Genomic DNA, 20,406 nt, shown 5'->3' with positions numbered 1-20,406 from the left:
CGTTCGCCGATGAGCAACCGCGTCACGAACAGGGGGATCAGCGCAGATGCCGGAAGCCCAGACAGTCAAGACCGTGCAGACCGTCCAGAGCGTCCACACCACCTGCTCCGTCGCCGACCGGCCCGCCGAAGCGCGGTCTCCGGCCGAACCGCGCGCCGACCCGGCCCGGCCCTTTCACGAGGTGCACTCCGCCGGTGACCGGGTCGAGGCCCTGCTCGGTGAGCTCGGCGAGCTCACCGACCCCGCGACCCGGGCCAAGGCCGAGGGGCTGGTCCGAGCGCTGATCGAACTGTACGGCGGGGGCCTGGAACGCATCCTGCAGATCATCATCGAGACCGACGCGGCCGAGGTGCTTCACGCGCTGACCACCGACGACCTCGTCTCCGGGCTGCTGATCCTGCACGATCTGCACCCGCTGACCACCGACGAGCGCGTCCGCGAGGCACTCGACGAGGTGCGCCCCTATCTCGGCTCGCACGCGGGCGGAGTGGACCTGCTCGGCATCACCTCGGACGGCGTCGTACGGCTCCGCCTGCAGGGCACCTGTGACGGCTGTCCGTCCTCGCGGCTGACCGTCACCGGCGCCATCGAGCGGGCCATCGCCGAGGCGGCGCCGGAGATATCGCGGGTCGAGGTCGAGGGACTGGCGGATGAAGTCCGGCCGCAGGCGCTTCTGCAGATCGGCCACCGCCCGCCGGGTCCGTGCCCGGTGCCCGAGGGCGCGGCCACATGATCATCAAGCTACGGCGATTCCGCGAGCGGATTGAGCCCGGACTCGACGCGGAACGGTGCGAGATGTGCGTCGAACCGATCGAGCCCGAGCACCGTCACGTGGTCGACCTGGAGAGCCGTGCGCTGATGTGCACCTGCCGCGGCTGCCACCTGCTGTTCCTGCGACCGGGGGCGGCGCAGGGGCGTTATCGCGCGGTGCCGGACCGCTACGTCTACACGCCGACGTTCGACATCTCGGCCGCCGACTGGGAGGAGTTGCAGATCCCGGTGCGGATGGCGTTCTTCTTCCACAACTCCGCGCTCGGCCGCAGCATGGCGTTCTATCCGGGTCCCGGCGGCGCGACCGAGTCCGAGCTGCCGATGGCCACCTGGGACCGCGTGCTCGCGGCCAACCCCCGGGTCGCCGACGCGCGGCCGGACGTCGAGGCGCTGCTGGTCGACCGTGGCCCCGACGGTTTCGGCTGCTATCTGGTGCCGATCGACGCCTGCTACGAGCTGGTCGGTCTGCTGCGGCTGAACTGGAAGGGCTTCACCGGCGGGCCCGAGGCCTGGGACGCCCTGGAGTCCTACTTCGCGACGTTGCGCGGACGCTGCCGCGAGTCGGCCCCCGGAAGGGTCTGCGACCTTGAGTGAGCTGCGGTTCGAGTGCGTCGGAGCGCGCGCGGAGCCCTACGCGGTCTCGCCCACGCTGCTCCTTCGGCTGCGGATCACCGAGCCGTCCCCGCAGGGAGTGCACACGATCGCGCTGCGCTGCCAGATCAGGGTCGAGCCGCGGCTCCGGCACTACACCGGGGCCGAGTCCGAGATGCTCGCCGACGTCTTCGGCGACAGCTCCCGGTGGGGCGAGACCCTGCAGGCACTGCAGTTCGCCACCCTCTCCCTCATGGTCCCCGGCTTCACCGGCAGCACCGAGATCGACATGCCCGTGCCCTGCGGCTATGACATGGAGGTCGCCGCGGGCAAGTACTTCGCAGCCCTCGACGACGGCGAGATCCCGCTGCTCCTGCTGTTCAGCGGCACGGTGTTCGAACGCGCGGCGACCGGGTTCACCGTACGGCCGGTGCCGTGGGACCGCGAGGCCCGCTGCCGGCTCCCGGTGGCCGTCTGGCAGGAGCTCATGGACCTCTACTTCCCCGGATCGGGCTGGCTGCGGCTCCGCCGCGACACGCTGCGGGCCCTGCACCGGTTCAAGTCCAGCCGCGCTCTGGCAACGTGGGACGAGGCCGTCGAGCGGCTGCTCCAGGAGACCTCCTGATGACCACTCCGATGGACGACGCCCGCAGGATCGCCGACGCGGTGCTGTACGAGGGCTACCTGCTGTACCCCTATCGGGCCTCCGCCGCGAAGAACCGGGTCCGCTGGCAGTTCGGGGTGCTCGTGCCACCCGGTTTCACCGCGACCGGCGAGCCGTCGGCCAGCCGCACCGAATGCCTCCTCGAGGCCGGTGCGGGGGCGGCGCTCCGGCTGCACCTGCGGTTCCTGCACGTCCGGAGCCGCACCGTCGAAGTGGCGGCCATGGAACCGGCCGTCGAGCCGGCCGGCTCCGGCGGATACCGCCCGGTCGCGCGGCTCACGGTCGGCGGCACCACGCACTTCGGCTACGACGAGGCGACCCCCCGTGAGACCCAGGCCGTCCTGCCGCTCGCCGGCCTGCTCGACACCGAGCATGCCATCGACGTCGACATCCCGGGCGGTCTGGAGGCCGAGCCGATCATCAGCGCGCCGGCCCGGATCATGCGCGAGCACCTTCCGCTGCGTGCCGGGCTCCGGCTGCGCGCCATACGCATCGACGGACCGTACGGCCTGGTCAGACTGAGGGTCGACGTGTGCAACAAGGCCCACTGGGACGAGCCCGAGGCGCCGCGCGAACTGGCGCTGCGCCGTTCGCTGATCGCCACCCACCTGCTGCTGGGCGTCACCGGCGGACGCTTCGTCTCCCTGCTCGATCCGCCGGAGTGGGCCCGGGCGGCCGCCGACGGCTGCGTGAACGAGCACATCTGGCCCGTGCTCGTCGGCGATCCCGAAGCCCGCGACACGCTGCTGTCATCACCGATCATCCTGTACGACCATCCGGCCATCGCCCCCGAGAGCCCGGGCGAGCTGTTCGACGGCACGGAGATCGACGAGCTGCTGAGCCTCCGCACGCTCACCCTCACCGAGGCCGAGCGGCGGGAGGCGATGGCCACCGACCCGCGAGCCGCCGAGCTCGTCCAGCGGGTCGCCGACCTGCCTCCGGAGCTCATCGAGCGACTGCACGGCGCGATCCGTGCCCTGGGCCCGGTGAACCGGCCCGGCGCGAGCTCCGCGGCGCGGCCCTCCACCGGCCCTCCTGGACATCCGGGCATCGACGCCGGCGCGCCCTCGGAGATCGACGGCGTGGTCGTCGCCGGCGTACCGGTCGGCAGGGGCAGCCGGGTGCTCCTGCGACCCGGCGTGCGAGGCGCGGACGCCCAGGACATGTTCCTCGCCGGCCGGGCCGCCGTGGTGGAGGCCGTCCTCGTCGACGTCGACGGGGCCGAGCACCTTGCGGTGACCCTGGAGGACGACCCGGGCGCCGACCTGCAGCGTGCGCAGGGTCGCTTCCGCTACTTCGCCCCGGACGAGATCGAACCGATCGCGGCCGGGCCGGGCCGGAGCGGCACGGCCGGCGGGGACGGCCATCGCGAAGGAGTCACGTCATGAAGGTCCTCGTGGCCGGATGCGGGAACATCTTCCTCGGCGACGACGGCTTCGGCAGCGTGGTCGCCCGCCGGCTCGCCGCGATGCCGCTGCCCACCGGGACCTCGGTCACCGACTTCGGCACCGGCGGCCTGCACCTGGCGTATGAGCTCAACTCCGGCTACGCCGCAGTGATCCTCGTCGACGCGGTGCCCCGTGGCGGTGTGCCCGGCACGCTGTACGTCATCGAACCGCGGCCCGGCGACCAGCCCGTCCCGTGTGTCGACGGCCACGGCCTGACGCCCGAGGCGGTGCTGGCCCTCGCCGAACTGCTCGGCGGCGACGACGGCGACGGCGACGAGGACTCCGGCGGGAGCCGTGGCGAGCGCGAAGGGACGGCGGGTCGCGTCCTCATCGTCGGGTGCGAGCCGGCCGACACCTCGCCCGGCATGGAGCTCAGCCCCCAGGTCGCCGGCGCAGTGGAAGCGGCCGCCGATCTGGTGCTCGAACTGATCAGGCAACGGCATCCAGAAAGGACGTGAACCATGCTGAAGCGCGTACTCGTCGGCGCGACCGTCGCCGGGATCACCGTGCTGGTCGTACGGTCGCTCCCCGAGTTGAGGCGCTACATCAAGATCCGGCGGATGTGACGCCGCGACCGGCGGCCCTTCCCCGCCGAGGGACGGGTGACAGGCTGGAGGGGGAACGGAGGTGGATGAGATGACAGATCCGGAGGAACACTGGCACGGCTTCTCTCCCGCCGTGGGGACGGGGAGCCCCGATGTCCGGCGGGCCGGCGACCTCGCCTTCGCCGGCCCGCCGCCGGGGCCGCAGTGGCCCGGCCGTGAACCGTCCAAGGAAGAGCTCCACGGGGTCCCCTCAACCGACACCGTGGCGCGGTCTCCCTTGGGCGTCGGTGTCAGCACGACCCGGCGCCCCGAGCAGATCGCCCGCGAGGAGGGGGAACAGCGGCCCACCGTCGGGTTCCGGGGCCGGGCAAGGCGCCCGTTCGGCCGGTCCGAACCGGAGGAGGGCGGTATGGCATCGTCGGAACCGATCTCGGAGGAGAGCCCGTACCTGCACCCGAGCGGCTGATCCGCTCCGCACCGAGGCGGCCGAGGGATCAGGTCGGCGATCGGCCCCCGGGTCCACCGCCCGATCCCCCCGGCCCATCGGTGCTCGTCGCGGGCCTGCACACGGATGGCCGCGACCACGCCCGCGCCTCCGGCGCCTGGCGCGATCGCACGACGCCGTCACGTCCCTCGCGTCCCGGTACGGCGTGGCTGCGTCTGCAGCAGTTGCCGGAAGCCCCCGACGCCGACCTTCTCACCGGCCGCGAGCTGCACCGAGCCATCACTAGCGCGACCGAACGGCTGATATACCTGTAGGGGGTAGGGGTTGCATATCGCCCGATCAGGTGCCATCATCGGATACAGGTACCCCCTAGGGGTACGAAGACCGGTCGCACAGAGTGACCGGTCGAGCAGAAGCCAGTCGCGCAGGAGGATTGATGAGCACGAGCACCTACACCGTCATCGGCATGACCTGTGACCACTGCGTCCGGTCGGTGAAGGAGGAGCTCGGCGAGGTCACCGGGGTCACCGCTGTGGACGTCGATCTCGAGAGCAAGCGGGTGACCGTGACGAGCGACGCTCCCCTCGACTTCACCGAGATCCGCAAGGCCGTCGAAGAGGCCGGCTACGAGGCGGTCGAATGAACACCGCCACCGGTCTCGGCGTGTACGTCACGGGCCTTGCCGTCCTCTTCGGCGCGGCGGCCGGGATCGGGCGGATCGCCGGTCCGACGACGACCGCGTCGGCGTCGGCCGCGTCCGGCACCACGTCGGGCCACACGTCCGGTCACGGCTCGGCGGCCGGCCTTGGCGGCGGCGAGCACGGCGCCCCGCGCGCCACGAGCGGGAACGCGCCGGCCACCGGTCCGGCCGAGGGGTCCCCGCCCGGCGGGCTGCAGGTCGCCCAGGACGGCTTCACGCTGGTTCCCGAGCGAGCCACCCTGCCCGTCGGCGAACGGTCGGAGTTACGGTTCAGGGTGACCGGCCCGGACGGCCGGCCGGTCACCCGCTATCTCCCGCTGCACGGCAAGGAGCTGCATCTCATCATCGCCCGGCGAGATCTTTCCGGCTTCCAGCATCTGCATCCGGTCCTGGACGGGGCCGGCGTCTGGTCCGTGCCGCTCACCGTGGCCGAGGTCGGCGTGTACCGTATGTTCACCGACGTCAGGCCCGAGAGCGCCGAGCGGCAACTGACCCTCGGCACCGATGTCTCGGCACCGGGCGACTACCGGCCTGAGGCGCTGCCGAAGGCGAAGCGGACCGCACGGATCGGTGACTACACGGTGAAGCTGTCCGGCGACCTCGTCCCCGGCGGGAGCAGCCGGCTCACCCTCTCGGTGAGCAGGGCCGGAAGGCCGGTGACCGACCTTCAGCCCTACCTGGAGGCCTATGGGCACCTGGTGGCCCTGCGTGCGGGCGATCTGGCCTACCTCCACGTCCACCCGGACGGCGCCCCGGGCGACGGCCGCACCAGCCCCGGCCCGGACATCACGTTCTACGCCGAGGTGCCGAGCGCCGGCGCCTACCGGCTCTACCTGGACTTCCAGCACGAGGGCACCGTCCGTACCGCGGAGTTCACCGCGATGGCGGGGCCGACCCCCGAGGCCGGCGCGAGCCGGCCGGCGAACCCGACCGACCACGACGACCACGACCATGGCTGAGGAGGACGCGATGAACTCCGGCGCGGCGTCCGGACAGATCGAGCTGGCGATCGGCGGCATGACCTGCGCGTCCTGCGCCGCCCGCATCGAGAGAAGGCTCAACAAGATCGAGGGCGTCACGGCCACGGTGAACTACGCCACCGAGAAGGCCAAGGTCCGGTTCCCCGGCAACGTCGACCCCGGCGATCTGATCGCCTCGGTGGAGAAGGCCGGCTACACCGCCGAGCTGCCCGAGCCCCCGAAGACCGCCGGGGCCGAGGCCGCCGACGCCGGTGACGAGGCCGAGGACGACGAGCTGCGGCGGCTGCGGCACCGGCTCATCACGTCCGTGGTGCTGGCGCTGCCGGTCGTCGCGATGGCGATGGTGCCCGCCCTGCAGTTCGACAACTGGCAGTGGCTTTCGCTGACGCTGGCCGCGCCCGTCGTGACGTACGCGGGATGGCCGTTCCACCGCGCTGCGTGGATCAACCTGCGGCACGGCGCCGCGACCATGGACACGCTGGTCTCGGTCGGCACGCTGGCCGCCTTCGGCTGGTCACTGTGGGCCCTGTTCTTCGGCAGTGCCGGCGAACCCGGCATGCGGCACGGCTTCGAGTTCACGATGACGCGCGGCGACGGGTCGGCGAACATCTACCTGGAGGCGGCGGCCGGGGTCACCGCCTTCATCCTGGCCGGACGGTTCTTCGAAGCCCGCTCCAAGCGCCGGGCCGGCGCGGCGCTACGGGCGCTTCTCGACCTCGGCGCCAAGGAGGTCTCGGTGCTGCGCGGCGGCCGTGAGGAGCGCATCCCCGCCGATCAGTTGGCACCCGGCGACGTCTTCATCGTCCGGCCCGGCGAGAAGATCGCCACGGACGGCGTCGTCGAGGAGGGGTCGTCCGCGGTGGACGCCTCGCTGCTCACCGGAGAGTCCGTACCGGTCGAGGTCGGCCCGGGCGACCGGGTGGCCGGCGCGACCGTGAACGCCGGCGGGCGGCTCATGGTGCGCGCGTCACGGGTCGGCGCCGACACCCAGCTCGCGCAGATGGCGCGGCTGGTGGAGGAGGCACAGACCGGCAAGGCCCAGGTCCAGCGGCTCGCCGACCGCATCTCGGCGATCTTCGTGCCCATCGTGATCGCGCTGTCCGTCGCCACCCTCGGCTTCTGGATCGGCTCCGGCTCCGGCTCCGCCGCCGCGTTCACCGCCGCGGTCGCGGTTCTGATCATCGCCTGCCCGTGCGCCCTCGGCCTGGCCACCCCGACCGCGCTGCTCGTGGGCACCGGCCGAGGCGCCCAGCTCGGCATCCTGATCAAGGGCCCAGAGGCACTCGAGTCGACCCGGGCGATCGACACCGTGGTGCTGGACAAGACCGGCACCGTGACCACCGGCGAGATGTCGCTGGTCGAGGTCATCACCGCCGACGGCGTGGACGCGGCCGACGTGCTGCGACTGGCCGGCGCCCTCGAGAACGCCTCAGAGCACCCGATCGCCCAGGCCGTCGCCGCGGGCGCCGCCGAACGTGTGGGCGCCCTGGGAACGGTCGAGGACTTCACCAACATCGAGGGCCTCGGAGTTCAGGGGATCGTGGACGGCCAGGCCGTGTTCGTCGGCCGTCCGCGACTGTTCGCCGAGTGGGCGCAGCACCTGCCAGTGGATCTGGACCGGGCGATGACCGAAGCACAGGAGCGCGGCCACACCGCGGTGGCGGTCGGCTGGGACGGCTCGGTGCGGGCCGTGTTGACCGTGGCCGACCAGATCAAACCGACCTCGGCGGAGGCGATCGCCCAGTTCAAGGCGCTGGGCCTGCGCCCGGTGCTGCTGACCGGTGACAACGCCGCGGTCGCGCGTACGGTGGCGGGAACGCTCGGCATCGAGGAGGTCGTCGCCGAGGTGCTGCCGGCGGACAAGGTCGACGTGGTCGAGCGACTGCAGCGCGAGGGCCGTACGGTGGCGATGGTCGGCGACGGGGTCAACGACGCCGCCGCCCTGGCCCAGGCCGACCTCGGGCTGGCCATGGGCACCGGCACCGACGTGGCCATCGAGGCGTCCGACCTGACCCTCGTGCGCGGCGACCTGCGGGTCGCGGCCGACGCGATCCGGCTGTCCCGCCGCACCCTCCAGACCATCAAGGGCAACCTGTTCTGGGCCTTCGCCTACAACGTGGCCGCCCTGCCGCTCGCCGCCACCGGCCTGCTCAGCCCTATGATCGCCGGAGCGGCCATGGCCTTCTCCTCGGTCTTCGTGGTCAGCAACAGCCTGCGGCTGCGCGGCTTCAAGCCACTCAACGGCGGCGTCGCCGCGACGCCCGTCACGGGCGGCCGGCCACGGGAGGCCGCACGAACGGCAAACTGACGGACTCCTCGATGGGGGCGCGAGGACAGAGGAAGCAGCAGCTCACCGCGTAGACTCAAAGAACCAAGGGCACTACGAACGTCGACCGCCACGCCGGCGTCGTCCTCGGCGCTTACAAGCCCGGCTCCCCCCGTGGAGCCGGAGACGGGCCGACGACATGGCCGATCCGACCGACGGCATCGATCGCACCCCCGCACCTTTCCCGGCTGAACCACTGGCCCCGGCTGAACCACTGACCCTGGTCCGACCACTCGCCGTGTCACCGGCGGTCTCCGAGCCGCGCCTCAGGCTGGCCCTCGGCCTCGCGCGTCGCGGAGTTCTCGACGGCGGCTGGTGGCCTCGCTCGCGGGACGCCGCGACGCAGCTCACCGAACTGGCGGCGGACCTGATCGAGCCTCTGGGCATGATCACGCGCCTGGCCGTCGACGCGACGGACTGGGACGACATTCCACGCCGTATCAAGGTCGGCGATCGCGCGGTCAAGGTGGGATGGTTCCCCGACCTGAGCCACATGATCATCGTGACCCGCGGCCGCCAGGATCAGTTCATGCTGCTCGTGGTACCGCCGGACGCGACTCCGCACGCTGCACAGGCCGCGCTGGAGTGGGCGGCCGCGGGAACCGGCAGCGCCCCGCCGCGAGAGATTCTCTCCGGCTGCGATATCTCCGCAGACCCCGCACGCTACGCAGGTGGCGACGCGGCGACGGCCACGCGCCCTGACCGTGACCCGCCTCCGCTCCGACTGGTGCCGGACCGGACCGCCCACGAACGGTCCGCCGTGACGACCGGTGAAAGTGGCCGCCCGGACGAGCCGCCAGAGACCGCCCGGTGGGCGGACGACGGTGGTCCGCGGCTCACCACTGGCCGATGACCCCATGGATTGGTCAGGCGGATGGGTCCGCGTCGAGGCTCAGACTGACCCGCACCCCGTCGGCCGTCTCCTCCACCGTGAACCGGCCGGTTCGGCTGCCGCCCGACGGCATCATCGCGTTGTACAACTCGGCGTTGCTGATCTCGATCGCACCGCCCTCGCGCAGGATCAGGACCGTGAGCCATGCACGCATGTCGGCGTGGCTGGGCTTACTCACCTTGGCCTCCGAGTGGATCGGCCGGCAGTGCGGCGAGCGTCACTTGTACCCCCGCCAAGGTGTGACGCTTCGGCGCCGGACGAGATATCCGGTCGAAAATCGGGGAATCAGAGAAGTCGCACCTGAAGAGCCCGGGGGCCCCGGGGGCTTGGTTCGCTCGCGAACTCGACTCGTTGATTCTCGTCAAGCGCAGTGACACCTGTGGTCTCAATGGCGGAATGATGTATGAAAACATCCCGGCTGCCGTCATCGGGCGTGATGAACCCGTACCCACGCTCGACATGAAACCATTTGACGATTCCCTCAGCCATGATCATTCCTCAAGCGAGCGGGTACGCGACCTGCACCATGCAGGCTGGCGAGAGGTTCAGCCGCCCGTCCCCGTAAATGAACGGCGTCAGGTGATGAATGCAGCGCCAATTCGTCCGATGATGGCGCCTGCGCACCTACGAGAACTCAGTATTTTCGAATACTACCTCACCGCTCCCTGCGAGAACACGGCCGGTGGCATGTCTGCATATGGCGGGACCTTGGCCGATCTCAAATCCCCTTCCGGCCAAGACACGATCATCGTGGGACGTTCGCCTGACCGTCACCGGCCATCGCCAGAACATCTCGGATCGGCGGCACGACGGCCGCGCCGTCGCATATACCGGCCCGCGCAGCGCATAATTGCCAAAGATCCTCTGCCCGAGGTCGACCGGTCGGCGACCGGACTCGACCGGCCAGAATCAGGGGGTGCGATTTTCGCCTCGGCCCGGACGGGCCGAGGTTCCGCGGACGACGGCCGGACGGAGTGAGGCGTGACACCCGACGAGGCGCGCGTCCTCGCCGTGGTCGGCCATGAGCTCTTCATGGCGAGCAAGGGCACCCCGCTCGGGGAACGGATGGGCCGGCCCCAGCCAGGCGACCTCGTCATGGAGATCACCGACTTCGGCCGGGGATGGGACCCCAACCGCATCGGGCGGCTGGTCAGGCTCGAGGGCCGGGCCCCTGACGAGCGGTACATCGTCGCGCCCCTCCACGATCCCGACCAGCACCGGGGATGGCAGCACTGCGAGTTCATCGCGCTGCCGACCTTTCAGGTGCAGAGGTGGCTCAACGGCGACGAGGCCCCTCTCGGGACGAAGTATCAGCCGCTCACCGACTACCTGATGCAGGACGGCCGCGAGCGCATCGAGCTGTCCTTCGACGACCTCGAATCCCTGCTCGGCGGTGTGCATCTGCCCCCCTCCGCTCGCAATCCCCGGCTTCCGCAGTGGTGGGACAACGATTTCGGGAACGTGCAGGCACAGGCGTGGATGACCGCGGGGTACCAGATCGAGGCCGTGGACATCTCCGGCCATAGGGTGCGGTTCCGTTCGCACGGTCGCGACATCACCGAAAGAGAGCAGTGACGCCGGCTCCGGCGACGCCCGCCACCGGTGAAGGCGACAGCCGGGCGGCGGACGTCACCGCCCGCCGCCCCTCGTGAGACGGGTGCCGCTCAGCCGGCCTCGAGCGGCGCCACGCCGATGTTCCTGAACCTGATGCCTCCGCCGTTGTTCTCGAGCCCGATATGGCCGTCGAGCTCTCGGTCACCGGTGAAGGTGTTCACCAGCAGGTCGTTCCAGTAGATCTTGTACTCCTGGCCGCGGACCTCGATCCGGACCTTGTTGTAACCGCCGCCGACCGGCTTGACGTTGAGGAAGTCGGCCCCGTCGATCCCGTCGATCGATCCCGTACGGAACCTGGCCTCCTCAACGCGGTCCAGGATCGAGATCTGATACCCCTTCGTTTGCGGGTTGGCGACGGCGCTGTCACCGTCGGGGACGCGCAGGAAGATCCCCGAATTGGAGCTCACGCCGTCCTGCTCGTACTCCAGTCGCAGCGCGAAGTCTCCGTACCGGCGGCCGGGATACCACAGGGCGCCGCGGCCGCCCTGTGGCGTGAGGATCCCGTTGTTCGCCGTGAACGAGCCCGCTCCGGCGTGGTCCCAGCCGCCGAGGGTCTTGCCGTCGAACAGGTTCAGGTACCCGTCGCCGTCGGCGACCGGCCGCCACGTCACCGTGGCCCTGGCGTTGATGTAGTCGGTTCTGAGGTTGGCCGGCCCGTCGCCGGTCATCACCAGGACCTTGGCGTTGTCCCGTACGCACGAGTTCTGGTAGCCGGCGCAGGCGACGACGACGTCGTCCGCACCGATGGTGCTCGTGTAGGTGAACCCGGCGGTCCCGGAGTCGCCGGTCCTGGTGAACGACTGCTCGGCGAGCTGGTACGGCGTGCCGGCGGTGTGCCCGCTCGGCAGCGGCGCCGCGGGCGCCTTGCGGTAGACCTCGATGGTGATGTCCCGGCCGGCCGGCGACCCGCCCTCCTCGGTGGTGAGCTCGGCGGTGACGGTGTGGTTCTCGCCGGCGTCGGCGGCGGCCGTCTCGGGCCTCACCTCGAGAGTGCCGGTCACGTTGGCGAGGACCTTGACCGTGGCGGCCGTGCCGGTGCCCAGGACTCCCGAGGCGTCTGAGACCGTCACCTTCGCGGCGTACTCGCCCGGCTCGGTGAAGGTGTGCGTCACGGACCCGCCCTGTGCGGTCGTACCGTCGCCGAAGTCCCACGCGTACGTGGCGTCGGCGGGAGCGTCGGGCGCGGCGGCCTGGAACCTCACCTCGAGCGGCGCGGGTCCGCTCTTCTGGTCGGCCGTCGCGGTGACGCCGATCGCGGCGGCCATGCCCTTGCCGTTGAACCGCACCGAGTCGACGTCGAACAGCGCCGCGGTCGTGGCCGGGTTCTTGAACACCAGGTAGAGCTTGTGGGCGCCGCCACCCGGATCGGTGATAGAGGCCGGGGGCAGAGTGACGTAGCGGTCGTAGCCGCCGGTGTTGGTCACGGTCGCCGTGCCGACGAGCGGCCCGTCGGGCCGGTCGGTGCGCAGTTCGATCGTGCCTCCGGCACCGCCCGACGACACCCGGAAGGTCGCCGAGTTCATGTCCTTCAGATCGACCGGGTTGAACGCGATGTGGTCGCCGTTGTTGATGCCGCCCATCCGCCGGCCGCCCTGTGCGCCGGAGTTGCTGACGATCGAGGCGCCGTTGTTCTCGGTGAAGTGCTCGGCCTGCTTCTGCTTGGGTTGCAGCAGGATCTGCCGGCTGCCCTCCAGACCGGGCACTCCGTCGGCGCCCTTGTCGGCGTAGATGGCCCTGAGGACGGTGAAGACGTTGGCGTCGTCGCCGTGGCCTTCGACGTTCTCGAGCGCGAAGGTGCCGCCGCAGCCGGTCTTCTCCAGGATCGGATGGGCGTGCACCTCGTGCCCGAGGGCCACCTGCAGCTTGACCCGCGAGCAGTCGATCTCACCGTCCTCCTGGTCGGTGACCTTGATCTTGTACGGCACCGTCTCGCCGAAGGCGGCGAAGCCGCCGTTCGACGGCTGCTCGAACTCCACCGTGGGCATGGTGTTCCCCGCCGTGATCGGGAACGACTGCACGGACGACTTGCCGGTCGAGTCGGTGACCGTCAGCTTCGCCTGGAAGCCGCCCTTCTCGGTGTAGGTGTGCTCCACGACCGGATGGGTCGCGTCGGTCGTCCCGTCACCGTCGAAGTCCCAGGCGTAGGTGATCGGGTCGCCGTCGGGATCGGCGGTGCCGGTGGCGTCGAACCTCACGGTCAGCGGGACGCTGCCGGAGGCCGGGGTCGCGGTCGCCTTGATCTCCGGCGACCGCTTGCCCTTGACGTAGTCGACCTTGTAGAGCCCGACCCGCGGGCCGACGGTGAAGAAGCCGCCGCCGTAGTCCAGGAAGTACAGCGACCCGTCCGGCCCGAACTCCATGTCCATCGGCTGCCCGTTGACCGAGCCGTCGGTGCTGGTGAAGACGTTCGGCAGGAACGTGTTGATGTTGAGCAGGTCGCCGTCGTCGTCGAGCTTGACGTCCCAGGCACGGTGCCGAGAGTACTCATAGAAGAACGGCGTTCCCTCGTAGTACGCCGGGAACTTGGTGTCGGACTCCAGACCGGCGTCGTAGTGGTAGACCGGCGCGCCCATCGCCGTACGCCCGCCGGGCGTGGGCGGGCAGAACTGCGGCAGCTCGTTCCACGTCGCGCAGTCGTTGGGGTACCACAGCAGCGGAGAGGTCATCGGCGGCAGTTCACGCAGGCCGGTGTTGTGCGGCGAGTCGTTGATCACGTTGTCGCAGTCGAACGGCGGGCCGGTGGTGCCCGTGGCGAAGTCGTAGTCGAAGTAGGGCTTCTTGTTCGCCTGGCAGTACGGCCAGCCGTGGTTCTCCGGGCCGCGGATCTGATTCAGCCGCTCGTACGCCTCGGGACCCTGCTTGGGGCTGTCCTCGTTGGCGTCCGGGCCGACCACGCCCATGTAGACCCAGTCCTTCTTCCTGTCGACGTCGAAGCGGAACGGGTTCCGCTCGCCCATCGTGTAGATCTCGGGCTTGGTCCTGTCCGTGCCGGGCGGGAACATGTTGCCGTCCGGGATCGCGTACGACCCGTCGGCGTTGACCTTGATCCGCAGCATCTTGCCGCGCAGGTCATTGGTGTTGGCCGCGTGGCCCTGCTCGTCGTAGTCCTCCCGTCCCGGGCGCTCGTCGATCGGCGAGTAGCCGCTCGACTGCCACGGGTTGATGTTGTCGCCGGTGGACAGGTACAGGTTCCCCTTGGAGTCGAAGCCGATGTCACCGCCGACATGACAGCACAGCCGGCGCTGGGTGGGCACGCGCAGGATCTTCTGCTCGGTCGACAGGTCGAGGGTGTCGCCGGTCAGCTTGGCGCGGGACAGGACGTTCTCGGGTGTCGTGCCGGCCGGCGAGTAGTAGAAGTACACCCACTGGTTCTCGGTGAAGTCCGGATCCAGTTCGATGCCCTGGAGGCCGTCCTCCTCGCCCGTGTAGACCTCGACGCTGCCGGCGTCGGTGGTCTGGCCGGTGCCGGGGTGGTAGAGCCGGATCTCGCCGCGCCGGCTGGTCATCAGCACGCGGCCGTCCGGCAGCACGGCGAGGTCCATGGGCTCGCCGACGTCCTTGGTCAGCAGCGTGGTCTGGAAGTTCTTCCACACCGTCGCGCCGCAGTCGGAGGCCACCGCGCCCGAAGCGGTCTGGATGCCGCCGAGCAGGTGCTCGAGGAAGGCGGCGTCGCCGTAGGTGGCGGCGTTGGTGCCGAGGCCGGTGTACCAGGAGCGGCCCTGCCGCACCTCGCCGCACCAGCTGATCGGATGGTCGAACCCCATCGCACCGGTGCCGGGGGTGTAGCTCTTCTCGTCCATCCCGGCGAGCACGTGCAGGTTGCCCCGTACGTTCGCGGTGTAGTTGTAGAAGACGTCGGTGTTCGGCACCTTGCGCTTCAGGCCCTTGGTGGACGCGTGCGCGGGGTCGTACACCAGCATCTGGCCTTGCTGCGCCGCCGGCCGCGGCGACCTGGTGCGCGCGCCGATCAGGGTGCCGTACCAGGACCAGTCCGGCTCCGCGTCGGCGGCGGTGTTCAACCCGATCAGGCCGCCGCCCCGCTCGACGAAACCCTGCAGTGCGGTCTGCTGCCCGTCGTCGAGCACGTCTCCGGTGACGGAGAGGAAGACGACCGCCTTGTACGGCGCGAGGCCGGCGTCGGTGAAGACCGAGGAGTCCTCGGAGGCGTCGACCTCGAAGTCGTTGTCCTGGCCGAGCCGCTGAATGGCCGCGATGCCCGCCGGAATGGACTCGACGCGCTCACCGGCGGTCTTGGAGAAGATCAGGACCTTGTACGTGGCCCGCGCGCCCGAGAGCGGCCAGGCCGTCGTCGTCCTGCCGGAGGCCGCGTTCATGGCGACCAGGTTCGCCGAGGTGAGCAGGAGCATCAGACTGACCGCGAGCAGCAGCAGCCGGCGTGGAGCGCTCGACACAACGTCCTCCAGACGTGGTGGTACCTCGCCCGCCCCCTGCCCGGTCGGGGCGCAATGGATCACCGCCACCCGGGATGTTAAACGGCCTTCCCCGGCCCGCCAAGACCTTTTGTCGATTTGATCGAAACTTCCTCCATAGCAAGGGGAAAGTAGCGGTGTTGCGGAAACTCGACCTGACTTCTGCCATTGACGAGACAAACGAGCCGCTGTAAGAGTGCGAAGCAGGCCTCATGTGATCTACGAGGCGGAGCCCCCGGCGCCGCCGATGGGTTCCCGATCCGCAGGAGGATTCGTGGCACGTGACCGAGACCGCGAAGGCCCTGGACCTCGAAGGACGGCGACCGTGGCACTCACGCTCGCGCTGCTGTCACCCGGCGCGGCCGCGATGCCGGCGGCGGCCACGACCACGGTTTCGCCCAGGGCAGCGCTGTCAGCACCGGCCGCCGCGGTCTCAGCACCGGCGCCCGCGGTTTCGGCACCGGCGCCCGCGTGTGCCGTGCCGGATGCCCGGCCCACGGTCTGGGTCTTCGACCAGCGGACCGACGTGCCGAACCGTCCGGCCGGGAACGGCTGCACCATCAACGACCGGATCGACGACGAGCGCGCGTGGCGCGGCAAGGGCGCCTTCACCCGGCACCTGGCCTCGGTGGTCGTCAGGCTGAGGAAGGACCGCGTGGTCGGCCGAGCCGAGGCGCGCACGCTGCTCGCCGCCGGCCTGCGCGCTCACGTGAGCCGCACGGGCTACACGGCCCTCTTCGACGGCACCGCCGAGTCACTGAGCAAGTGGGTTCAGGCGCCGGGCGGCTCGTTCACCCTGCAGCCGGACGGCACCATCCGCAGTGTCGGCGGCCTCGGCATGCTCTGGTATGCCAGTCAGGAGTTCGGTGACTTCTCGCTCCGGCTGCGGTTCCGCGACGCCCGCACCGACGGCGGCTTCTCCAACAGCGGCATCCTCACCCGCTTCCCCGACCCGCGCATCCCCCTGGAGCAGCGCCCGCCCGGTGGTTGCGGCACCATCGGCGCGGCCCGCACCTCGCCGGCCTGGGTGGCGATCTACTGCGGCCAGGAGATCCAGATCTACGACGGGCCTACCGGCGAGCCCCAGAAGACCGGCTCGGTCTACAACTTCCAGCCGCTCGGTCTCGAGCAGGCCAAAGTCACTCCCGCCGGCGTCTGGAACGACTACGAAGTGCGGGTCCAGGGCCAGCACTACACGATCATCCGTAACGGAGAGGTGCTCACCGAGTTCGGCAACACCCCCGGCAAGAACTCCTCACGCGCCGGTGACCCGCCCACCGACCTCCGGCAGTTCGCCAGTGGTTTCATCGGCCTGCAGAACCACGGCAACAGCGACCTCATCGAGTTCCGCGACGTCCGTGTCCGCGACCTCGCCGAGGACACCGGCTGCTCCGGCCGCCACCGCATCTGAGCCCGCGGTGATGGAGGGCTCCCCCATGCCGGCCCGACACGCAGGCGTCAACGGGCACGCGTCCCGGCGCGGTAGGCGCCCGGTGTGTGACCGAAGGTGCCGCGGAAGACACTGATGAAGGCGCTGGTGGAGGACCAGCCGCAGCGGTGGGCCACGACGGTCACCGCGACGTCCTCCGCCAGCAGGCGCAGCGCGTGATACAGGCGCAACTGCGTTCGCCACTGGGGGAACGTCATACCCAGGTCGGAGCCGAACAGGCGGGTCAGCGTACGCTCGCTCGCGCCCACCTCAGCGCCGAGGGCCGCGAGCGTGCGGTCGTCGGAGGGATCGCGGTGCAGCATGGCGCAGACGGCGACCAGCCGGGAATCGGTGGGCGCCGGGAGGTGGATCGGCTGCTGCGGACTGATCCGGAGTTGATCGAGCAGCACGGCGCGCAGGCGGCGGCGCTCGGGACCGTCGTCTCGCGGTTCGCGGGTGTAGGCCAGGATCAGCTCCCGCAGCAGGGGGCCGACGGCCAGCACCGCCGGAGCGTCCAGGCGCAGCGGGTTCTCGGTGACGGGCAGGCCCACCAGGTGCAGGTCGAGCTCACCGTGCGCGAGATGCCGGTGCACCGTGCCGGCCGGGATCCAGATGGCCCGCGTCGCCGGGGCCACCCACGTGCCCGCGCCTGTGGTGACCGACAGCACCCCGCGGCCCGCGTACACGATCTGATGGTCGTCGTGCCGGTGTGCGTCGATGTGGGCACCGGCGGGCATCGGCTGTGCCCGGGTGGGCGCACGCGGCGTATGGCGGGGAATCGTCATTAGCTGGCATTTTATCTAAAGCGAGACAGCCGCGGCTTGACGATGATCGAGACATGCCGAGGAACAAGCCCATCGCCTTGCTGTCCGTGAGTCATGCCTGCGTGGACGTCTATCAGGGCGCCGTTCCCGCCCTGGTGCCGTTCCTGGTGGCCGAGCGAGCGTACGGATACGCCGCCGCCTCCGGGATCGTGCTCGCCGCCTCGCTGTTGTCGTCGCTGGTCCAGCCGCTCTTCGGGGTGCTGACCGACCGGTGGGCCATGCCATGGCTCCTGCCCGTGAGCACCGTCGTGGCGGGAGCGGGCATCGCGCTGAGCGGGGTGAGCGATTCCTATCCGCTGACCTTCGCCGCCGTCGCGCTGTCGGGAGTCGGCGTCGCCGCCTACCACCCGGAGTCGGCCCGCACGGCGCGTGCTGCAAGCCGGGGCGGCCACGCCGCGATGAGCTGGTTCTCGCTCGGCGGCAACCTCGGTTTCGCGGCCGCCCCGCTCATGGTCACCGCCATCATCGCGGCGGGCGGCCTGACCGCCTCTCCGGCGCTGGTCGTCCCTGCGGTGCTGGGCTCCCTGCTCTGCGTGTTCGCCCTCCGGGCGCAACGGTCGCCTAGCGCCGGCCCGGCGCAGGCGGCACCCGCGCCGGGTGCCGGCGACCGCGCCGCCTTCCTACGACTGTCGCTGGCCGTCATCTGCCGCTCCGTCGTGTTCGTCGGCCTGAGCTCGTTCATCGCCCTCTATGCCCAGCAGCGGACCGGCGGCGATGCCACCGCAGGCGGAGCGGCCCTCTTCGTCCTGTTCATCGGTGGTGCGGTCGGCACGGTGCTGGGCGGCCGGCTCGCCGCACACTGGGGACGGGTCCGCTGCGTGCGCTGGGCGTACGCGGCGACGATTCCCGCCGTCACCGGCGTCGTGTTCGTTCCCGGTCCGGCGTTCTACGTCTTCGTGGCGCTCACCTCGGCAGCGCTCTACATCCCGTTCTCCCTGCAGATCACGCTCGGCCAGGACTACCTGCCCACTCGTGTCGGCACCGCGAGCGGCGTCACGCTCGGCCTCACCATCAGCATCGGCGGCCTCGCGGCCCCCCTCATCGGCGTCGTCGCGGACGCCACCTCCCTGCGATCCGCCCTCACCCCGCTGATCGCCCTTCCGGCCCTGGCCTGGCTGATCAGCCGTACTCTCCTCGAGCCCGCGCTACCGGATCCGGCCGGCCGGTACGGCGTCATGGCTCGGCGCTAGGCTCGACGGCGCCGGCCTCGGATGGCGCGAGCCAGGGCATCTTGTGGACGAGGCTGTCGCGCAGCCGGATGAGGGTCGTGATCCGCTCTTCCAGGTCGGCCACCCGCTGTGCGCCGACGACGAAGCCGTCGGCACATCGCGCCGAGTGGCAGAACACCTCGGGCAGATCGGCATCGAGGTAGCCCAGGAAGGATTTCACGTCCTCGACGGTGAACCCCGTGGCCAGCAGCTCACGGATGTTGCGGACGCGGCGCACCGCGCCGGGCTCGTACACGCGATAACCGGCCGCCGTACGGCCCGGCTCCAGCAGTCCCTGCTCCTCGTAGTAGCGCAGAGCGCGGGTCGTGGTCCCCGCCTCCGCCGCCAGTTCACCGATCAGCATCGCGGCAACCTCCGGGTCGGGCCGTACCGCCTCACGTGCACATCACGGTCAACTCCCGAGCCGGACCACGGTCTTCCCGATGTACTTGCCGTTCACGAGATCGAGCAGCGCCTGCGGTGCGTCGGCCAGCCCATCGATCACGGTCTCCTCGTAGACGAGCGCGCCGTCGCGCAGCCAGGTGCGCAGCCTCTCGCCGAACTCCGGAACGCGGTCAGGGTGATCGTGCACGGTGAAGCCGCGGATGGTGAGACGCTTGCCGACGACGCTGAGCAGGTCGCCGGGCCCCCGCCGCCGCGTCCATCAAGCCGACGTAGGCGACCAGTCCGGAGCCCAGATAGGTGGAGAGCGTCGGGTAGCCGTCCCGGTCGACCGGGCGGAACAGCCCGGCCTGGGCCACGGCGTATTCTCGCCAGCCGAGCCGGTGCTTCACCAGGTCGCCTTCGTGAAGTGACGGATCCGCGGAGACGATCACCTCGCCGATGGCGTCGCCGTACATCACCTCACCGACCTCGTAGCGGGGCATCGGCAGGCCGGCCTCGCCGGCGATCAGCATGAGCATGCCGGGGTCGAGCGACATGAACAGGTTGCGGACCAGGACCTGACCAGGTGCCGGATCGGGAACGGCGACCTCGATGATCTCGAAGTCGCCGACCGTGGGCAGACCCACGGGCCGTGCGACGAGTCGGGCCTCCCGACCGGTGCGGGAGGCGCCGGAGCGGCCGGAACGTGGTGTGCTCTTCGAAGCTGCGTCCATGCCGACGACGCTAGGGATTGACCCATGCGTGAAGGTCAAGCCGCCGATGGCCCGGCCGCCTGCGGAATGCGACATTCGCCCTTTTCGCGTCATGACTCGATACGCTTGCCCTGTCCGGCAACGGCCGGCGCGTCCCTCCCCCGCGGCGCGGCAGGCAGACATGGTGATCGCCAAAATTCGCTGGGGGCAACTGGTGGCGTTCACCCCCTACGTGACCATCGGGGCGGTCGCGGTGGCGCTGTCGGCCTTGGCGCTGCGTCGCCGGTGGGCGGCATCGGCGGCCCTGGTGGTCGCCGGACCGCCGGATCGCGGTCCGCCGGTTCAGCGTCCACGGCCTTCCCACGACCGACCATCGCGCCACGTTCGCCGAGCCCACATTGCCCGGCTCTGGACACGAGTGATCGTTTCACTCCGGTCGCGC

Annotated in this window: 22 protein-coding genes; 15 read left to right on the top strand and 7 right to left on the bottom strand. The window is 70.5% G+C overall.

Annotated features, from left to right (window positions below; all coding sequences use genetic code 11):
• The first annotated feature begins 46 nt into the window (after positions 1-46).
• The 11 genes from HKK72_RS20920 to HKK72_RS20875 all read left to right on the top strand — a co-directional run bounded on the left by HKK72_RS20920 (position 47) and on the right by HKK72_RS20875 (position 9,323).
• On the top strand, positions 47-733 hold the full coding sequence (locus HKK72_RS20920; protein WP_187236093.1) for a NifU family protein: 687 nt from the start codon (positions 47-49) through the stop codon (positions 731-733).
• The gene (locus HKK72_RS20915) at positions 730-1,365 is read left to right on the top strand and encodes a DUF5947 family protein (RefSeq protein ID WP_187236092.1); all 636 of its coding nucleotides are present in this window, start codon (positions 730-732) and stop codon (positions 1,363-1,365) included. Before HKK72_RS20920 ends, HKK72_RS20915 begins: the two co-directional genes overlap by 4 nt.
• Positions 1,358-1,987 (top strand): DUF6084 family protein, encoded by a 630-nt coding sequence (locus HKK72_RS20910; protein WP_187236091.1) that lies wholly within the window; start codon positions 1,358-1,360, stop codon positions 1,985-1,987. The genes HKK72_RS20915 and HKK72_RS20910 overlap by 8 nt, the downstream gene beginning before the upstream one ends.
• On the top strand, positions 1,987-3,414 hold the full coding sequence (locus HKK72_RS20905) for a hypothetical protein (RefSeq protein WP_222720942.1): 1,428 nt from the start codon (positions 1,987-1,989) through the stop codon (positions 3,412-3,414). The genes HKK72_RS20910 and HKK72_RS20905 overlap by 1 nt, the downstream gene beginning before the upstream one ends.
• Entirely contained in the window at positions 3,411-3,932 is a 522-nt protein-coding gene (locus tag HKK72_RS20900; protein WP_187236090.1) for a hydrogenase maturation protease, read from the top strand. The genes HKK72_RS20905 and HKK72_RS20900 overlap by 4 nt, the downstream gene beginning before the upstream one ends.
• A gap of 3 nt (positions 3,933-3,935) precedes the next feature.
• Positions 3,936-4,040, top strand: a complete 105-nt coding sequence (locus HKK72_RS42815) for a DUF6893 family small protein (RefSeq protein ID WP_410050325.1) — start codon at positions 3,936-3,938, stop codon at positions 4,038-4,040.
• Positions 4,041-4,110: 70 nt separating this feature from the next.
• On the top strand, positions 4,111-4,485 hold the full coding sequence (locus tag HKK72_RS20895; RefSeq protein WP_187236089.1) for a hypothetical protein: 375 nt from the start codon (positions 4,111-4,113) through the stop codon (positions 4,483-4,485).
• A 415-nt stretch (positions 4,486-4,900) separates the two neighbouring features.
• Positions 4,901-5,107: a heavy-metal-associated domain-containing protein gene (locus HKK72_RS20890; RefSeq protein ID WP_187236088.1), complete on the top strand. Its 207-nt coding sequence runs from the start codon at positions 4,901-4,903 to the stop codon at positions 5,105-5,107.
• Complete coding sequence (locus tag HKK72_RS20885) at positions 5,104-6,123, top strand: hypothetical protein (RefSeq protein ID WP_187236087.1); 1,020 nt, start codon at positions 5,104-5,106, stop codon at positions 6,121-6,123. The genes HKK72_RS20890 and HKK72_RS20885 overlap by 4 nt, the downstream gene beginning before the upstream one ends.
• Positions 6,116-8,452: a heavy metal translocating P-type ATPase gene (locus tag HKK72_RS20880; protein WP_410050324.1), complete on the top strand. Its 2,337-nt coding sequence runs from the start codon at positions 6,116-6,118 to the stop codon at positions 8,450-8,452. Before HKK72_RS20885 ends, HKK72_RS20880 begins: the two co-directional genes overlap by 8 nt.
• Before the next feature lie 157 nt (positions 8,453-8,609).
• A complete protein-coding gene (locus HKK72_RS20875) occupies positions 8,610-9,323 on the top strand; it encodes a DUF5994 family protein (RefSeq protein WP_187236086.1) in 714 nt (237 codons plus the stop codon).
• A gap of 13 nt (positions 9,324-9,336) precedes the next feature.
• Here HKK72_RS20875 and HKK72_RS20870 read toward each other — a convergent pair whose 3' ends face one another.
• Complete coding sequence (locus tag HKK72_RS20870; RefSeq protein WP_187236085.1) at positions 9,337-9,540, bottom strand: hypothetical protein; 204 nt, start codon at positions 9,538-9,540, stop codon at positions 9,337-9,339.
• Positions 9,541-9,647: 107 nt separating this feature from the next.
• Positions 9,648-9,851 (bottom strand): cold-shock protein, encoded by a 204-nt coding sequence (locus HKK72_RS20865; protein WP_187236084.1) that lies wholly within the window; start codon positions 9,849-9,851, stop codon positions 9,648-9,650.
• Between the two features lie 492 nt (positions 9,852-10,343).
• On the opposite strand from HKK72_RS20865, the gene HKK72_RS20860 reads away from it, so the two are divergent.
• Positions 10,344-10,937, top strand: a complete 594-nt coding sequence (locus HKK72_RS20860; protein WP_187236083.1) for a hypothetical protein — start codon at positions 10,344-10,346, stop codon at positions 10,935-10,937.
• An 89-nt stretch (positions 10,938-11,026) separates the two neighbouring features.
• On the opposite strand, the gene HKK72_RS20855 is transcribed toward HKK72_RS20860, so the two are convergent.
• Complete coding sequence (locus tag HKK72_RS20855) at positions 11,027-15,388, bottom strand: ThuA domain-containing protein (protein ID WP_187236082.1); 4,362 nt, start codon at positions 15,386-15,388, stop codon at positions 11,027-11,029.
• A gap of 343 nt (positions 15,389-15,731) precedes the next feature.
• Here HKK72_RS20855 and HKK72_RS20850 point away from each other — a divergent pair, with 343 nt between their 5' ends.
• Complete coding sequence (locus tag HKK72_RS20850) at positions 15,732-16,817, top strand: DUF1080 domain-containing protein (protein ID WP_222720941.1); 1,086 nt, start codon at positions 15,732-15,734, stop codon at positions 16,815-16,817.
• A 47-nt stretch (positions 16,818-16,864) separates the two neighbouring features.
• Here HKK72_RS20850 and HKK72_RS20845 read toward each other — a convergent pair whose 3' ends face one another.
• Complete coding sequence (locus HKK72_RS20845; RefSeq protein ID WP_187236081.1) at positions 16,865-17,620, bottom strand: AraC family transcriptional regulator; 756 nt, start codon at positions 17,618-17,620, stop codon at positions 16,865-16,867.
• 53 nt (positions 17,621-17,673) lie between these two features.
• Between HKK72_RS20845 and HKK72_RS20840 the strand changes: the two genes are divergently transcribed.
• Positions 17,674-18,849, top strand: a complete 1,176-nt coding sequence (locus tag HKK72_RS20840; protein WP_187236080.1) for an MFS transporter — start codon at positions 17,674-17,676, stop codon at positions 18,847-18,849.
• Here the strand turns inward: HKK72_RS20840 and HKK72_RS20835 are convergent.
• Genes HKK72_RS20835 through HKK72_RS20830 form a run of 3 tightly spaced genes read right to left on the bottom strand, consistent with a single transcriptional unit; the run spans position 18,833 to position 19,985 of the window.
• Complete coding sequence (locus HKK72_RS20835; RefSeq protein WP_187236079.1) at positions 18,833-19,231, bottom strand: MerR family transcriptional regulator; 399 nt, start codon at positions 19,229-19,231, stop codon at positions 18,833-18,835. The two genes, HKK72_RS20840 and HKK72_RS20835, sit on opposite strands and share 17 nt — an antisense overlap.
• A 48-nt stretch (positions 19,232-19,279) precedes the next feature.
• Positions 19,280-19,459 carry a hypothetical protein gene (locus HKK72_RS39990; protein WP_222720940.1) on the bottom strand — a complete coding sequence of 60 codons (180 nt, stop codon included), beginning with the start codon at positions 19,457-19,459 and terminating at the stop codon, positions 19,280-19,282.
• On the bottom strand, positions 19,443-19,985 hold the full coding sequence (locus HKK72_RS20830; RefSeq protein ID WP_222720939.1) for a hypothetical protein: 543 nt from the start codon (positions 19,983-19,985) through the stop codon (positions 19,443-19,445). The genes HKK72_RS39990 and HKK72_RS20830 overlap by 17 nt, the downstream gene beginning before the upstream one ends.
• Before the next feature lie 28 nt (positions 19,986-20,013).
• Here HKK72_RS20830 and HKK72_RS39985 point away from each other — a divergent pair.
• Positions 20,014-20,406, top strand: a 393-nt coding sequence (locus HKK72_RS39985) for a hypothetical protein (RefSeq protein ID WP_222720938.1), incomplete at its 3' end; no start/stop codon positions are given.

The organism is Actinomadura sp. HBU206391 (assembly GCF_014323665.1).
In the GTDB taxonomy this organism is placed as follows: domain Bacteria; phylum Actinomycetota; class Actinomycetes; order Streptosporangiales; family Streptosporangiaceae; genus Actinomadura_C.
Note: the sequence above shows the minus strand (reverse complement) of the source record. Positions and strands in the feature narration are given on the sequence as shown.